Annotated in this window: 16 protein-coding genes and 1 riboswitch; of the genes, 12 read left to right on the top strand and 4 right to left on the bottom strand. The window is 68.9% G+C overall.

What is annotated here, in order from left to right; all coding sequences use genetic code 11:
- From OIE40_RS05125 to OIE40_RS05115, 3 genes are all read left to right on the top strand, one after another.
- Positions 1 to 187 (top strand): integrase core domain-containing protein (locus OIE40_RS05125; protein ID WP_264700629.1); only part of this gene is annotated, 187 nt, incomplete at its 5' end.
- Positions 188 to 323: 136 nt separating this feature from the next.
- The gene (locus tag OIE40_RS05120; protein ID WP_264700627.1) at positions 324 to 500 is read left to right on the top strand and encodes a hypothetical protein; all 177 of its coding nucleotides are present in this window, start codon (positions 324 to 326) and stop codon (positions 498 to 500) included.
- A 284-nt stretch (positions 501 to 784) separates the two neighbouring features.
- Complete coding sequence (locus OIE40_RS05115) at positions 785 to 1,132, top strand: hypothetical protein (RefSeq protein ID WP_264700625.1); 348 nt, start codon at positions 785 to 787, stop codon at positions 1,130 to 1,132.
- A 68-nt stretch (positions 1,133 to 1,200) separates the two neighbouring features.
- On the opposite strand, the gene OIE40_RS05110 is transcribed toward OIE40_RS05115, so the two are convergent.
- From OIE40_RS05110 to OIE40_RS05100, 3 genes are all read right to left on the bottom strand, one after another.
- On the bottom strand, positions 1,201 to 1,680 hold the full coding sequence (locus OIE40_RS05110) for a DUF4279 domain-containing protein (protein ID WP_264700624.1): 480 nt from the start codon (positions 1,678 to 1,680) through the stop codon (positions 1,201 to 1,203).
- 594 nt (positions 1,681 to 2,274) lie between these two features.
- The gene (locus tag OIE40_RS05105; RefSeq protein WP_264700622.1) at positions 2,275 to 3,165 is read right to left on the bottom strand and encodes an aminoglycoside phosphotransferase family protein; all 891 of its coding nucleotides are present in this window, start codon (positions 3,163 to 3,165) and stop codon (positions 2,275 to 2,277) included.
- A 26-nt stretch (positions 3,166 to 3,191) separates the two neighbouring features.
- Complete coding sequence (locus tag OIE40_RS05100) at positions 3,192 to 3,728, bottom strand: ClbS/DfsB family four-helix bundle protein (RefSeq protein ID WP_264700620.1); 537 nt, start codon at positions 3,726 to 3,728, stop codon at positions 3,192 to 3,194.
- Positions 3,729 to 3,960: 232 nt separating this feature from the next.
- On the opposite strand from OIE40_RS05100, the gene OIE40_RS05095 reads away from it, so the two are divergent.
- Positions 3,961 to 4,251 (top strand): hypothetical protein, encoded by a 291-nt coding sequence (locus OIE40_RS05095; RefSeq protein ID WP_264700618.1) that lies wholly within the window; start codon positions 3,961 to 3,963, stop codon positions 4,249 to 4,251.
- A 138-nt stretch (positions 4,252 to 4,389) separates the two neighbouring features.
- Here the strand turns inward: OIE40_RS05095 and OIE40_RS05090 are convergent, their stop codons facing one another.
- Positions 4,390 to 6,660, bottom strand: coding sequence for a glycoside hydrolase family 3 C-terminal domain-containing protein (locus tag OIE40_RS05090; RefSeq protein WP_264700616.1), 2,271 nt, complete (start codon positions 6,658 to 6,660; stop codon positions 4,390 to 4,392).
- Between the two features lie 126 nt (positions 6,661 to 6,786).
- On the opposite strand from OIE40_RS05090, the gene OIE40_RS05085 reads away from it, so the two are divergent.
- From OIE40_RS05085 to nrdF, 8 genes are all read left to right on the top strand, one after another.
- The gene (locus tag OIE40_RS05085; protein ID WP_264700615.1) at positions 6,787 to 8,052 is read left to right on the top strand and encodes a ThiF family adenylyltransferase; all 1,266 of its coding nucleotides are present in this window, start codon (positions 6,787 to 6,789) and stop codon (positions 8,050 to 8,052) included.
- Between the two features lie 89 nt (positions 8,053 to 8,141).
- Entirely contained in the window at positions 8,142 to 8,288 is a 147-nt protein-coding gene (locus OIE40_RS05080) for a hypothetical protein (RefSeq protein ID WP_264700613.1), read from the top strand.
- Between the two features lie 5 nt (positions 8,289 to 8,293).
- Complete coding sequence (locus OIE40_RS05075; protein WP_264700611.1) at positions 8,294 to 9,709, top strand: DUF2252 domain-containing protein; 1,416 nt, start codon at positions 8,294 to 8,296, stop codon at positions 9,707 to 9,709.
- A 46-nt stretch (positions 9,710 to 9,755) separates the two neighbouring features.
- Positions 9,756 to 11,075, top strand: coding sequence for an amidohydrolase family protein (locus OIE40_RS05070; RefSeq protein WP_264700609.1), 1,320 nt, complete (start codon positions 9,756 to 9,758; stop codon positions 11,073 to 11,075).
- Between the two features lie 211 nt (positions 11,076 to 11,286).
- Positions 11,287 to 11,473, top strand: a riboswitch (cobalamin riboswitch).
- Between the two features lie 374 nt (positions 11,474 to 11,847).
- Complete coding sequence (gene nrdH, locus OIE40_RS05065) at positions 11,848 to 12,087, top strand: glutaredoxin-like protein NrdH (protein ID WP_264700607.1); 240 nt, start codon at positions 11,848 to 11,850, stop codon at positions 12,085 to 12,087.
- A 55-nt stretch (positions 12,088 to 12,142) separates the two neighbouring features.
- The gene (nrdI, locus tag OIE40_RS05060) at positions 12,143 to 12,562 is read left to right on the top strand and encodes a class Ib ribonucleoside-diphosphate reductase assembly flavoprotein NrdI (protein ID WP_264700606.1); all 420 of its coding nucleotides are present in this window, start codon (positions 12,143 to 12,145) and stop codon (positions 12,560 to 12,562) included.
- On the top strand, positions 12,529 to 14,685 hold the full coding sequence (gene nrdE / locus OIE40_RS05055; RefSeq protein WP_264700604.1) for a class 1b ribonucleoside-diphosphate reductase subunit alpha: 2,157 nt from the start codon (positions 12,529 to 12,531) through the stop codon (positions 14,683 to 14,685). Before nrdI ends, nrdE begins: the two co-directional genes overlap by 34 nt.
- Positions 14,686 to 14,784: 99 nt before the next feature.
- Positions 14,785 to 15,759, top strand: coding sequence for a class 1b ribonucleoside-diphosphate reductase subunit beta (gene nrdF / locus OIE40_RS05050; RefSeq protein WP_264700602.1), 975 nt, complete (start codon positions 14,785 to 14,787; stop codon positions 15,757 to 15,759).
- Positions 15,760 to 15,810 lie beyond the last annotated feature (51 nt).

The raw sequence follows: 15,810 nt of genomic DNA, 5'->3' as shown, positions 1-15,810 counted from the left end.
CTGGCAGAACGGCAAGGTCGAACGACTCAACCGCACCCTGGCCACCGAGTGGGCCTACCGACGAGCCTTCACCAGTAACACCGAACGGCAAGCGGCCCTTGCGCCCTGGATCGAGCACTACAACACTGAACGACGCCACAGCGCACTCGGAGGACACCCCCCGATCAGCCGCCTGCCACCAACGTGATGGCCGGATACACCTAGCTGGTGTCAGGTCGCCTAGCTGGTGTGCCCACACCCGGCGGCGAGGGCCGCTTGGCGGGCCTGGACGTGACGGCATCCAGAGTGCGCTGCAGGCACTGCGGGTTCGTGACACTCTTGTGGTGGCCAACCTGACCCGGATCGGCCGCAACCTGGCCGCGATCGCCGAGTTTGCTATAGGCCATCGCCGTGCACTATCCGTTCTCAGAGCTTTATCGAGAGAGCAGGGGTTACATTCTATCGATGCGACGTATACTTGGCTGTCCATCGATGATGGCAGCTTGAATCTCGATTGGTAGTAGTCCGGTACTGCAAGCCGGGGGGCGCCGATGGTCTGCCTGAACGTCGACGCCCAACTGCATGTTGACTGCCTCACAGAGTAGTTCCGGGGGCAGCATCTCCAAGTCAGGCAAACGTCCCATCCCGCACACGACAGAGGCCATCGAATCGTTCATCGCCCAGCGCACGAACCACACGATCGCCCTAGCGACAGCCGCGCTTCAACCGCCCCGCCCAGACAGCCGGGATAGCTTCCGGGCGCACTCACAGCGGCCTCGTGATGCGTCGGCGATACCCTGTGGTCATGGTCATGGTCATGGTCATGGTCATGGTCATGGTCATGGCCATGGACCTCGGGGATTGGCGACGTCTGGGCCAAGAGCGATACCTGCCCGTGGGCACGGTGTTCGTGCAACGTGACTATCGAGCCCTTGAGGAGAACTGGGAACACGACCACTGCGAGATGTGCTCGGCAAAGTTTATGGACCCGCACTTCTCGAACGCTCACGCCCAGTTCATCGCCGACCACACCGACGTGCTGACAGCGGGAATGGTGACGCAGGTCAACGAGCGCCGCCTCGAACGGTGGGTCTGCCACCCCTGCTTCGACGACTTCGCCACCGAGTTCGGCTGGCTGATCACCACCAGCTGACATCCCCCGACTCCTTGGCGTTATCGACCACCCCGCAGCGGGACAATCTGAGTGGTCGTGATGATGCGCTATTCCGAGGGTGGGTCCAATGGATCGTTGTCGTCAGGCAACTCATCGGAAACGTAGACGTACGGGAGTATGGCGAGGGTGACGGGGAGTGCCGCCATCCGCGCGAGTATGTCGGGCGAGAAGATGAGAGTGGGCGCCGGCGACAGGTCGTTACCAGGATGGTCGGACGGCACAGCCATTCGGACGACGATCGAGAGAGTAGCGCCGCTCAGTTCCGGCTCAACCAGCCTCGTCAGTGCGTCAGCCCTCGATTCGAATTGGTCCAGCACCTCAAGCGCCACGTCATCGGCGAAGGGTCCGGATCGGGTCGGCGTCCTCCACTCCCAAATGCTCCGGACGTCGCGCAGGCCAGCGGTCGGCGTCGGATCTCCAGCACGGTTGATCCTGGCTGGCGCGACCCCCAGCTGCTCTGTGACGGCATCGGGATCGAACTCTCCGTGCACAGTCAACTGTCCGTACTGGTCCGAGCTCCTGCACATAGCTGAAGCATGCCGGACACACACCCACGAGCCGCACATTGACGGCGACTAACGCCCTCGTATTGCGGCTTTCACCGACGAAACTTTGGTCACACAGCAGGTGCTGGTGCCCGAGGTGACCCACATTGGTGCACATGCGACTCCGGTTCGCTGCGCGCATCCCGGCCAAGGATCATCCGCTTGCCCAACCCGAGCAGCTCGACAGCGGCCCTGTCCGCCTCTCATCCGCAACTCGGCATGAGCGGATGCTCAACCCCTGCTCCACTGGGAAGGCACCGGTCGTCTGCTGGGTAGGCTCACTGGCAACGAATCACACGGGGCCTTCACTTGGAGCGACCATTCCCCACGCATTCCCCACGACAAGGAGTCCATGATGGCGATCAACAACCATCACACCTTGTCAGAAGCCACTTGCAGCACCCGAGAGTGGAGGTTCAAGTCCTCTCTCGCCAATGACCCAGACACGGCTGCCCCGCCGAAGTGGTCGCCGACTTGTGCGATCGCGGCGGCGTGCCAGTGACCGAAATCGCTAGTGGGTGAGCGAGCACTCCCCCGCTCGGAGCGAGTCGATCCGGAACCGTTCCTGCCGGCGGCTCAAGCGCCAAGCTGTCGGGCCGTCCAGGCGTGCAGCCCGCGGTCGTCGGCGACACCGTCGACGACCGCCCGCACGCAGCGGGCGTGGGTCCAGGCCACGACGCGCTCGCGAGGCGCGGCGGCCGCGTCGGCGAAGGCGTGTAGTCGACGGAGCAGCTGCCTGCGCGGTGAGGCGCTGCTCGGCAACTGCGACCAGCGGTCGCGCAGCATGGTGAGCGCCTCCAGGGCGGGCTCGCCCACCATGCCCAGCGGGTCGATGACGACCCAGCCGCCTTCCGCGTCGCGCAGCACGTTGCTGCCCTGCAGGTCGCCGTGCAGCAGGGTCTCGGGCTGGTCGGTGCCGAACTGTCTGAAGACCGTGGCAGCGGCCCGTACGTCCGCTGCCGTCAACACTGCCCGCTGCGCCGCCGTGGACCTGTCAATGGTGTCGGCCACCTCCGCCGCGATTGCGTCCAACCGGGGCAGCCCGGGCGGCGGGGAGACGGCGAGCCGGGCGGCCAGCCGGCCCGCCACCTCCATCGCGCCGACCGGATCGACCGACTCGGTCAGGGTGTGCGGGCCCAACCGCGCGAGCAGCCGTGCGTGCCGCTCGTCGTCACGCTCGAGCAGTCGGACGGCGTCCCTGCCGCCCCACCGTGCCAGCACCTCGTTCTCCACATCGCGCGGCGCCTCGACCCTGCTGACCTTGAGCATCGCCGGGGTCGAGTCGTCGCGAATCACCGGGACGCAGATGCCGCCGTAGCCCGCCAGGGCAGGCTCACCGGTGCTGCGGAGACGCCACTGCGCCATCAGTCCGAGCACGAGGCCCTCGACGATGCCGCACCACGGGTCGTCCCCCGCCCCTATGCGGTGACGCAGGGACGCGACGGCGTCCACCAGCCCGGCAAGCATTCGACAACCCTACGAGCACCCGCGGCTCAACCCGGTGGAAGGTTCGGTGCGGCGCCGGGCGCCTGCTGGCGCAGCCAGGCCTGCAATCTGCGCCGCGCGTTCGCGTACGGCGAGGACGAGTTGAACTGGATCATCCGGCCAAGCGTGTGGGTCGCGTACCAGGGCCGCCCGTACAACGCGTCGTCATCCAGACCCTCGACCAGGCCGACGATGCGGTCCTTCGCCGCGGCGAGATCACCGAGCAGTTCCGGCCACGACCGGCCGGCGCTGCGAGCGTAAAAGTGTTGGGCGAGTTCGCCCAACTGGTCCCAGCCGAAACCCGGCGCCGGGAAGGCGGGCTGACGCCCGGCGTCCTGCTCGGCGAGCCAGTACAGCACCGTCTCGTTCCACCCGATCAGATACCCGACCAGGTCGGACGGGCTCATCGTCGTGCCCTGGACGTGTCCCTGCATGGTCGGCTCGGCAGCCCGCTCGGCCGGGACCCTGGCCAGCTCGCGGCACAACCGGCGGTAGCCGTCGTCGATGACGGCGAGCAGGTCGGCCTTCGTGGTCGGGATGCCCATCGGTCACCGACTGTGCCACGCGCGGCGCTCAGATCCGCTCACCGCGGGCAGCCTGTGCTGAGCGGAGGTCATCTGCGCAGGGTAGCGCTCGCGCCGGACGCCGCACGCGGCGTGCACAGCCCGGCGGTCGCCGACCCGGACGCCGCCGCGCTGGTCACCGCGCCGAGCCACACTCGCCCGCCACTAGATTTGTGCCATGGCGTGGACGGACATGGGAGACGAGCGGCGACCGATGAGCGAGTCGGAGACCCACAGCCTCGACCTCGTCCAACGGCTACTGGTGTCCTTCCTGGTCGGCGGCGTGATCGGCATGGTGGACTGCGTGCTGGGCATCTACGTCGTCACCACCGCGCGCCAGCAACTGCCCCCCGACTCGGTGATCGGCCTGTGGGTGATGACCGGGGTGGTCGGCCTGGCCGGGGCCGCCGTCGTCCTGCTGCTGAACCGACGCAAGCCGTACCACCCGCTGGTGCTGATCGGGCTGCTGCCGATGGCGGTCGCCGGGTACCTGCTGTTCAGCTGACGATGCAGCGTCTCGCCACGCTCGACCCGCGGCAGTGCGGGGCCTCGACAGGGGCGTCCGGCGAGATTCCGGGTGGCCCCGGGATGACGGGAAAGCCCGGGATGACGGAAAAGCCCGGTGCCCAGTGAAGGACCCCGGTCAGCGCCCCAGGTTGGCCAGGCCGATCAGGCCTTCGATCTGTTCCAGGGTGACCGGCAGGCCGGGGAAGCCGACGAGGCGTCCGACCGGGAACGAGGCCAGCATCTTCTCCATGCCCACATCGAACGTGGGCACCTCCTGGTCGCCGTCGGAAGCGCCGCCCATCAACTCGGCGAGCGCCTGTTGCACGATCGGTCCGGCGACCGGGTCGCCCATCAGCTCTCCCACCGACGAGTTCAGGCTGAGTCGTTGCAGCTGTTTGTCGCCCTCGATGGTCACCGTAGCCTCGCCCCGCAGGTCGCGGCTGGAGGAGCCGACCGCGACAACGTACCCACCGCCCTCGACCACCCACCGGTCGACCCGGACATCCCAATAGGCCAGTTCGTCGCGCGGCACCACGACCCGCACCCGCCGGGTCTCGCCCGCCCCGAGCTGCACCGACGCGAACCCCTTCAGCTCGCGGGGTGCGCGCTGCACCTGCGAGCCGGGCACCGACACGTACACCTGCGCGACCTCGCGGCCGCCCACGTCACCGGTGTTGGTGAGGTCGAACTCGATCACCAGATCGGTGCTCTCGACGGTGGCCGTCGGCCGGCCGTAGTCGAACGTGGTGTACGACAACCCGTGCCCGAACGGGAACGCCACCGCGAGCTGTTTGGCGTCGTACCAGCGGTACCCGACCAGCAGCCCCTCGCCGTAACGCACGTGGCCGAACTCGCCGGGGAAGTTGCCGAAGCTGGGGTTGTCCTGCAGTCGCAGTGGGATCGTCTCGGTCAGCTTGGCCGACGGGTTGACCAGCCCGAACAGCACGTCCGCGGTCGCACCACCGCCGGCCTGGCCCAGCAGCCAACCCTCCACGATGGCCGGCACCCGGTCGGCGAACGGCACCGCAACCACCCCACCGTTGGAGAGCACCACCACGGTGCGGGCGTTCACGGCCAGCACCGCGTCGAGCAGCTCGAGCTGCTCGGCGGGCAGGTCGATGTGTTCGCGGTCGAACCCCTCCGATTCCTGCTCGGCCGGCAGTCCCAGGAACACCACCGCCACCTCGGACGCCGCCGCCGCCGCGACCGCCTGGTCGCGCAATGACCCGGCGTCGCCACTGCCGTCGAGGCTGAAGCCGGGGCTGTAGCTCACCTCGCCCTCGCTCAACCGGCGCAGTTCGGGCAGGGCGGCTTCCAGCCTGGTCGGGTTGATCAGGGACGAGCCCGCGCCCTGGTAGCGCGGCTGCTCGGCGAACGCCCCGATCACCGCGATCGCGGCCCGCCTGTCGAGCGGCAGCAGGTCGCCCTCGTTCTTCAACAGCACGATGGAGCGGCCGGCCACCTCGCGGGCCAGCGCGTGATGGGCGTCGGCGTCGATGCCGGACGCCGCCGGTCGCGACTGCGCACGGTCGACCAGTCGCAGCAACCGCTCCGCGGCCACGTCGAGCGCGGCCTCGTCGAGGTGTCCGCGCAGCACCGCCTCGACCAGTTGGGCATCGGTCCGGCCGCCACTGGCCGGCATTTCGAGGTCGAGCCCGGCGGGCAGTCCGGCCACCCGGTCGTTGACAGCACCCCAATCGGAGACCACCACGCCCTCGAAGCCCCACTCGTCGCGCAGCACCCGGGTCAGCAGCCACGGATCCTCCGACGCGTACACCCCGTTGACCCGGTTGTAGGCGCACAACACGGTCCACGGCTGGGTGTGCTTCACGATCCGTTCGAAGCCACGCAGGTAGATCTCGCGCAGTGGGCGCGGGTCGACGTCGGCCGAGACGCGCAGCCGGTCGTGCTCCTGGTTGTTGGCGGCGAAGTGCTTCAGCGACGCCCCGACACCTTGGCTCTGAATGCCGCGCACGAGACCGGCGCCCATCACGCCGGCCACCAGCGGATCCTCGGAGAAGTACTCGAAGTTGCGCCCGCACAAGGGCGAACGCTTGATGTTGATGCCCGGGCCGAGGATCACGGCGACGTCGTTGGCCGCCGACTCGACACCCAGCGCCACCCCGACCCGCTCGGCCAGCTCGGGGTCGAAGGCTCCCCCCAGGGCCACCGCGGGCGGGAAACAGGTGGCCGGCACGCTGGCCGCCAGGCCGAGATGGTCGCTGGCGCCCTGCTGCTTGCGCAGGCCGTGCGGACCGTCGGTCATCATGATCGAGGGCACCCCCAGCCGCGGCAGCGGTTTGGTGGTCCAGAAGTCTGCGCCGCTGGTCAGCGACGCCTTCTCTTCGAGGGTCAACTGATCAACGCTCGGCGTCCGCTCGGCGGTGGGCGGCGTGCTCTGGCTCATCGGGGTCTTTCTGCTCGGGCCGGGCCGAGCCGGCTGCGATTGATCACTGCGCCCAAGGATGTCAGGCGCGGCCGACAACCGGCGTCCGGCCCGCTGGCCCTCGACCGGGCTTCTAGGCTGTGAGCCATGAGCCTGCCTCCCCTGGTGCCCGCGACCGGGTCCCTCAGTGCGGACGACCTGGGCCGATACTCGCGCCAGGTGATCCTGGGCGAGCTCGGCATCGACGGTCAGCGCCGGCTCGCCGCGGCCCGCGTGCTGGTGATCGGGGCCGGTGGGCTGGGCTCCCCGGTGCTGCTCTATCTGGCCGCGGCCGGCGTCGGCACTCTCGGTGTGGTCGACTCCGACGACGTCGAGACGTCGAACCTGCACCGGCAGGTGATCCACTCTACCGCCGCGGTCGGACGCCCCAAGGTCGACTCCGCCGCCGACGCGATCACTGCGCTCAACCCGGGCGTCCAGGTGCGGCGTCATCGACTGCGGCTCACCGCCGACACCCTGGCCGGTCTGCTGCCCGACTACGACCTGGTGGTCGACGGCAGCGACAACTTCCCCACCCGCTACCTGGTCAACGACGGCTGCGCGGCCGCCGGCAAGCCGCTGGTGTGGGGATCGGTGCTGGGTTTCGCGGCCCAGGTCGCGGTGTTCTGGGCGGGAGTGAACGGCGGAGTGCAGTTGCGTGACGTCTTTCCCGAGCCGCCCGCGGCCGGCGAGGTGCCCTCGTGCGCCGAGGCGGGTGTCGTCGGGGCCGTCTGCGCGCAGGCGGGATCGGTGATGGCTATGGAGACCGTGAAGCTCATCACCGGCATCGGCCGCACGTTGCTGGGTCGGGTGCTGGTGATCGACGCCCTGGCCGGACGCTGGGACGAGGTGCCCGTGCGGGGCGGTGCGGCAGCGGCAGGAGGCACGGTCCCGACGGGCCCGGCCGGCGAGAAGGCCACCGACGAGGGCGGCCCGACACCCGCCGGCACGCCCGACACGGGAGGGTCCGCGGACGATGCCCGGACGAGTCCGGAGCGCCCCGCCCCGTCCGCGACGCCGGCCGGCGCCGGCACCCCGAGCGGCGAGGGCCGGGACGTGATCCTGCCCGGCGCCGACGGCTACCTCCTGCTCGACGTGCGCAGCCCCGCGGAGGTGGCCGAGCGGCCGGTGCGTGGTGCCCGCAACGTGCCACTCGCCGAGTTGTTGGCCGCCCCTCCCGACCTGCCGAGTGACCGACCCGTGCTGGTCATTTGCCGCAGCGGTGCGCGCGCCGCCATCGCGGCCGAGAGCCTCCGGGCCCGGGGCCGCACCGACGTCCGGGTGCTCGACGGCGGTCTGCTGGCACTGGACGCCGCTGTCGCGGCCGGCGTCCAGGGCTCCGCGTCTCTGAACCCGACCTGTGAGCTCGCGTGAGGCGTCCGGCCCCCGCGGGTCGAGCCTTGACGCCGCGGGCGGTGCGGTCAACAGTGGCCCAAAGGCGCCACACACATCCGGGAGGACCCATGGCGAGGCCGAATGCGTCCCGTGCGTACCGCGTCCAGGCCTGGGCGGCACTCCTCGGCTGGACGCGCCGGCTCGAACCCGCGCCTTCCCCGGCATCGCTCTCCGACGGTTTCCGGCTGCGCGCCGGCCGCTACCACCGGGCGTGACCGCAATGACCACACCCAGCGAACGCGCCGCCGAACGCCACGCCGCCGGCAAGGCGGCCAGGCACTCGGTACCCCTCGAGGCGCACGCAGAATTGCCGATCGCCGCGAAGCGCGATCCGGTCGGCCTGTTGCTCGGGCAGGCCAAGGACCGGGTGCCCGAACTGGTCCCGGTGCGGCACGCCCGCATGCTGGCCACCCCGTTCACCTTCTACCGCGGTGCCGCCCTGATCATGGCCGCCGACCTGGCCGGCGCCCTCTCCCCCGGCCTGCGCACCCAGCTGTGCGGCGACGCGCACCTGTCGAACTTCGGCGCCTACGCCTCACCCGAGCGGCGGCTGGTGTTCGACATCAATGACTTCGACGAGACCATTCCGGGGCCGTTCGAGTGGGACGTGAAACGGCTGGCCGCCTCCATAGTGATCGCCGGCGAGGACAACGAGTTCGACGCCGCCGACTGCCGGCGGGTGGCGCTGAGCGCGATGCGTCACTACCGCGAGGCGATCCGGGAGTTCGCAAGGATGCCGTTGCTCGAGGTGTGGTACGCCCATCTCAACGTCGAGGACACCTGGGCCGATCACCTCGCCACGCTGAGCGACAAGGATCGACATCGCCACCGCAAGTCGATCAAGGCCCGGCAGGCGCTCATCGACAGGGCGCGCAGCCGCACCTCACTGCAGGCGATCGCCAAGCTGACCGACGTCGTCGACGGACGCCGCCGGCTGCACTCCGACCCTCCTTTGATGGTGCCGTTGGCCGAGTTGACGACGCTCGACCGCGATGAGGTGCAGGGTCAGATGGACACCCTGGTGGCCGAGTACGCGGCCACCCTGCAGTCCGACCGGCGCCGGCTGCTCGACCACTACACGATCACCGACATCGCCCACCGGGTGGTCGGCGTCGGCAGTGTCGGCACCCGGGCCTGGGTGCTGCTGGGTGAGGGCGAGGACGAGGACGACGCGGTGCTGCTGCAGGCCAAGCAGGCCAACGCGTCCGTGCTGGCTCCGTTCGTCGGCGCGTCCGAATACTCCCACCAGGGGCAGCGGGTGGTGGCCGGGCAGCGGTTGATGCAGGCGTCCAGCGACATCTTCCTGGGCTGGGTGCGCGGTCCGGGCGCCCTCATCGACCAGCCCGCCGACTACTACGTGCGGCAGCTCCGCGACTGGAAGGTGAGCCTGGAGACCTCGACGTTGGGGCCGACCGCCATGGCCCAGTACGCACGGCTGTGCGGCTGGACCCTGGCCCGCGCCCACGCCCGCGCCGGTGATCGGGTGGCCATCGCGTCCTATCTGGGAAAGTCGGCCGCGTTCGACGAGGCAGTCACCGACTTCGCCCTGGCCTACGCCCGACAGAACCAGCATGACCACGCCGCGCTGCTCGCCGCCGTCCGGGAAGGACGAGCCCAGGCCAGCCTGGGCGGGTGAGGCGAGCCATCCGTCCACCGACAACCCGATGCAGCAGGAGCGCCCGATGCCCTTTCCTTTCGCCCTCGCCCACGTCGAGGTGCTGACCGGCGACCGTGACGGCACCGTGCTGCCCGACCAGACCGTGGTGGTGGCCGGGAACGGCACGATCAGCCGGATGGGGCCGAGTGCCGAGCTCACCCCCGGCGACGGGCACCGGGTCATCGATCTGCCGGGCCACTACGTGCTGCCCGGACTGATCAACGCCCACGCGCACCTGTTCGCCAACGGCCGCCCGCTGCCGAAGCTGATGATGAACAAGGTGCTGGAGCCGGCGATCGTCGCCTTCATGCACGGCCCGGCCGGACGCAGGCTGCTGGCCAGGCGGACGCGACACAACGTCCGCACCCAGCTCAACAGCGGCGTGACGACGATCCGCAGCCTCGGTGACGGTCGCTACGAGGTGGTGGCCGAGGCGTCCGCCATCGAACGCGGCGACCGGGTGGGCCCGCGGCTCATCCCGTCCGGACCCCTGCTCGCCGTCAAGGGCGGCCACGGGGCGCCGTTGATCGCCCTCGTCGGGGACACCCCCGACCAGGCCCGGGCCAACGCCCGCGCCAACCTCGATCGCGGCGCGAAGGCGATCAAGATCGCCGCCACCGCAGGGGTGACCGACGCCACCCGCATCGGAGGCGCCGGGACGCCGGAGATGAGTGAGGCGGCGATGACCGCCGTCTGCGCAGAGGCGCACGCCGCCGGCGTGCTCGTCGCGGCGCACGCCCAGAGCGCCGAAGGGGTCGTCGCCGCATTGCGCGCCGGCGTGGACACCATCGAGCACGGCGCGGCCATGACGCCGGAGATCATCGACCTGTTCGGCGACAACCCCCGCTCGTTGCGTGGCTGGTCGGCCCTGGTGCCGACCTTCCAGGCCGCGCTGCCGTTGATCCGGCTGGACCGGTCGGACACCGGCGTGACCGAGGTGGTGCGCGCCAACGCCGAAGCGGTGGTCGAGGAGATGCTGCAGGGCGTCTCGCAGGCGCTCGCCAACGACATCGAGGTCGGCATGGGCACCGACTCGGCGCTCACCTTCGTCCCGCACTACAACACCTGGCGCGAGTTGGACTTCGCGACCCGGTTCGGCGGGCTCTCCCCGGCGCGGGCGCTGCACGCCGCCACGGTCGCCAACGCCCGCATCCTGGGCGTGGAGCACGTCACCGGGGCTGTCGCGCCGGGGCTCGCGGCCGACCTGGTGGTCACCCGGCGCAACCCGCTGGAGGGGTTCCGCGCGCTGGTCGACCCCGAACTGGTGATCGCCCGCGGCACCCTGCTGGAGCGGCCGAGCGTGGAACGCTTCGCCGAGGTGGACGCCCTGCTCGACACGATCTGAGGCCCCACGGCCCTGCCGCACAGGATGTCCGGCGTCCGCCGGGACGACTGGGCCGTCATGCCGATTGAGTCTGCGGCACTCGCCTAGGGGCGCGATGTCGTCCTCCCGCGCCTGCTTCGGGAGCTCGTGCGCCCCGGGAGAGGCGACACGCCGCAGCCCGGACGCGACACGCCGGGACTGTCCGCACGGTGGCCTAGAGTCGGTGCCGCGACTGGTTCCCCGGCGTCCGACAGGGCGGCGGGGAGGCAAGAGGGAACCCGGTGCGAATCCGGGACTGCCCCGCAGCGGTGATCGGGAACGACCTCCGTCAGAAGCACTGGGCCACACGGCCTGGGAAGCGACGGACAGTAGGTGGAGCGAGCAATCGGTCCGGGCCCGGGAGTCCGAAGACCTGCCAGCGTCCGCCCCGCGAAGCGTGGGACGGCAGGCACAGTGACCGCTCGGGACGGTTCGGCTTCCGGTGCATCGGCACCAGCGGCGAAACGCCTCGACGGTCGGCGACAACTCGCGAAGGAGAGTTGCGTGACCCCTCATCATTCCCGGCGCCGACCGCCACCGACCACGCTCTGACAAGGCGTCGGACGCGTCACCGGCTCAACCCGCCCAGGCACCGCCCGGGCGGCCTGCGGCATGCCCTAACCTCGCCGTGAGGAACCTGCGAACACAACATGTAGTGGTCCTTGCGCAGCCCAACCCATATGTGTAGTGTCCAGTTCTGACAGCGACGTAACTACACCGTTGTAACTACCGGGCTCGGGAAAGGACCACCGCCATGACGATCACCGTCTACAGCAAGCCCTCCTGCGTGCAGTGCACCGCCACCTACCGGGCACTCGACCGGGCCGGCCTCGACTACGACGTCGTCGACCTCTCGCTCGACGAGCAGGCGCTCGCGCAGGTGATGGGACTGGGCTACCAGCAGGCGCCCGTGGTGTTCGCCGACGAGGAGCACTGGGCCGGCTTCCGTCCCGACCTGATCAAGGCCACCGCCGCGAGGGTCGCCGCGGCCTGAGGACGCGGCGGCTCGGCGTCCGCACGCTCCACCTGCGAACGGAAGGAGGATCGCGATGGTGCACCTGGTGTACTTCAGCTCGACCTCCGAGAACACCCACCGGTTCGTGGCCAAGCTCGGCGTCGATGCGCAGCGGATCGGCCTGCGGGCGTCCGACCCCCACCTGCGGGTGGACCGGCCCTACGTGCTGGTCGTCCCCACCTACGGCGGCGGCAACGGGGCGGGGGCGGTGCCCAAGCAGGTCATCCGGTTCCTCAACGACCCCGGCAACCGCGCGCACCTGCTGGGCGTGATCGCGGCCGGCAACACCAACTTCGGCACCGCCTACTGCATCGCCGGCGACATCATCGCCCGCAAGTGCGGCGTCCCCCACCTGTACTCATTCGAACTCATGGGCACCCCCGACGACGTCGAGGCCGTCCGCGAAGGGCTCCGATCACTATGGCAACGACAGTTCTCACCGACACCGGCCTAGAGGCCGTTCCGGCCGAGGTCGACTACCACGCGCTGAACGCGCTGCTGAACCTGTACGACGCCGACGGGCGCATCCAGTTCGAGGCCGACCGGCAGGCCGCGCACCAGTACTTCCTGCAGCACGTCAACCAGAACACCGTCTTCTTCCATTCGCTGAAGGAGAAGCTCGACTACCTCGTCGAGCAGGGCTACTACGAGCCGGAGGTGCTCGCGCACTACGACTTCGACTTCATCAAGTCGCTGTTCAAGCGCGCCTACGCGGTGAAGTTCCGCTTCCCCACGTTCATGGGGGCGTTCAAGTACTACACGTCGTACACGCAGAAGACGTTCGACGGTTCGCGCTACCTGGAACGCTTCGAGGACCGCGTCTGCATGGTGGCCCTCACCCTGGCCGCCGGCGACCGGGGCCTGGCCGAGAAGCTGACCGACGAGGTGATGGCGGGCCGCTTCCAGCCCGCGACCCCGACCTTCCTGAACGCGGGCAAGGCGTCCCGCGGCGAGCTGGTGTCCTGCTTCCTGTTGCGGGTCGAGGACAACATGGAGTCCATCGCCCGGGCGATCAACTCCTCGCTGCAGTTGTCCAAGCGCGGCGGCGGCGTCGCCCTGTCGCTGACCAACATCCGCGAGGCCGGCGCGCCGATCAAGAAGATCCAGAACCAGTCCTCGGGCGTCATCCCGGTGATGAAACTGCTGGAGGACTCCTTCTCCTACGCCAACCAGTTGGGGGCCCGGCAGGGCGCCGGTGCGGTGTACCTCAACGCGCACCACCCCGACATCCTGCGCTTCCTCGACACCAAGCGTGAGAACGCCGACGAGAAGATCCGGATCAAGACGCTGTCGCTGGGCGTGGTGATCCCCGACATCACCTTCCAGCTCGCTCGCGACAACGAGGACATGTACCTGTTCTCGCCCTACGACATCCAGCGCGTCTACGGCGTCCCGTTCACCGACATCTCGATCACCGAGAAGTACCACGAGCTCGTCAACGACAAGCGGATCACCAAGAGCAAGATCAACGCCCGCAAGTTCTTTCAGACGCTGGCCGAGATCCAGTTCGAGTCCGGCTACCCCTACATCGTGTTCGAGGACACGGTTAACGCCGCCAACCCGATCGACGGCCGGATCACCATGTCGAACCTGTGCTCGGAGATCCTGCAGGTCTCCACGCCGTCGGTGTACAACGAGGATCTCTCCTACGCCGAGATCGGCAAGGACATCTCGTGCAACCTGGGCTCGCTCAACATCGCCAAGGCGATGGACTCACCCGACTTCGGGCGCACCATCGACGTCGCGGTGCGGGCGCTGACCGCGGTCTCGGACCAGTCCAACATCGCCTGCGCGCCGTCCATCGAGCGGGGCAACGCGATGAGCCACGCGATCGGCCTGGGCGCGATGAACCTGCACGGCTACCTGGCCCGCGAGTCGATCCACTACGGCTCCGCCGAGGGCCTGGACTTCACCAACATGTACTTCTACACGGTCACCTTCCACGCGATCGCGGCGTCCTGCCGGATCGCCCGCGAGCGCGGCGTCACCTTCGACGGCTTCGAGCGGTCGAAGTACGCCAGCGGCGAGTACTTCACCAAGTACCTCGAGGGCGACTGGACGCCGCGCACCGAACGGGTCGCCCAGCTGTTCGAGGCGTCCGGGATCGCCCTGCCCACCCCGGACGACTGGCGCGCGCTGGCCGCGGAGGTCGCCGAGTACGGGATGTACAACCAGAACCTGCAGGCCATACCGCCGACCGGCTCGATCAGCTACATCAACCATTCGACGTCGTCGATCCACCCGATCGTGTCGAAGGTCGAGATCCGCAAGGAAGGCAAGATCGGCCGCGTCTACTACCCGGCGCCGTACATGACCAACGACAACCTGGAGTACTACACCGACGCCTACGAGATCGGCCCCGAGGCGATCATCGACACCTACGCCGAGGCGACCAAGCACGTCGACCAGGGCCTGTCGCTGACCCTGTTCTTCCCCGACAACGTCACCACCCGCGACCTCAACCGGGCCCAGATCTACGCCTGGAAGAAGGGCATCAAGACGCTGTACTACATCAGGCTTCGGCAGCTCGCGCTCGAGGGCACCGAGGTCGAGGGCTGCGTCAGCTGCGCTTTGTAGTCCGTCAAGGCGAACGCCTCCGTCATCCCGGCGAAGGCCGGGATCTCCACCCACAACCGTCATCCCGGCGAGTGCCGAGATCTCAACCCGAGGACCACCATGACCCAGAAGCTCACCCTGCTGCGGGGCGTCCAGGCGATCAACTGGAACCGTCTCGAGGACGACAAGGACCTGGAGGTCTGGGACCGGCTGACCGGCAATTTCTGGCTGCCCGAGAAGGTGCCGCTGAGCAACGACATCCCGTCGTGGCGGACGCTGAAGCCGCACGAGCAGCTGATGACCACCCGGGTGTTCACCGGCCTCACCATGCTCGACACCATTCAGGGCACGGTGGGCGCGGTCTCGCTTATCCCGGATGCGATCACCCCGCACGAGGAGGCGGTGTACACCAACATCGCGTTCATGGAATCGGTGCACGCCAAGAGCTACTCGTCCATCTTCTCGACGCTGATCTCGACCGCGGAGATCGACGACGCGTTCCGGTGGAGCGAGGAGAACGAGCACCTGCAGCGCAAGGCGCAGATCGTGCTCGACTTCTACTACGGCGACGACCCGGAGAAGCGCAAGGTCGCCTCGACGATGCTGGAGTCGTTCCTGTTCTACTCGGGCTTCTACGCGCCGATGTACTGGTCGAGCCACGCCAAGCTGACCAACACCGCCGACCTGATCCGGCTGATCATCCGCGACGAGGCGGTGCACGGCTACTACATCGGCTACAAGTACCAGCAGGCCCTCAAAGAGGCGGACGCCGCCCGTCGCGACGAGCTGAAGGACTACACCTTCGAACTGCTCTACGAGCTGTACGACAACGAGGAGTCCTACACCGAGGACCTCTACGACCCACTCGGCCTGACCGAGGACGTGAAGACCTTCCTGCGCTACAACGCCAACAAGGCGCTGATGAACCTCGGCTACGAGCCGCTGTTCCCGAAGACGGCCACCACCGTGTCGCCGGCGATCCTGGCGGCCCTGTCGCCCAACGCCGACGAGAACCACGACTTCTTCTCCGGCTCCGGCTCGTCCTACGTGATGGGCAAGGCGGTGAACACCGAGGACGCCGACTGGGACTTCTGACACCTCGGGGCGGACCCACCCCGGCGGGTGAGCTGACCGCCCGGAGTGGCC

The organism is Micropruina sonneratiae, from assembly GCF_025972045.1.
Taxonomy (GTDB): Bacteria; Actinomycetota; Actinomycetes; order Propionibacteriales; family Propionibacteriaceae; genus Micropruina; species Micropruina sonneratiae.
Note: the sequence above shows the minus strand (reverse complement) of the source record. Positions and strands in the feature narration are given on the sequence as shown.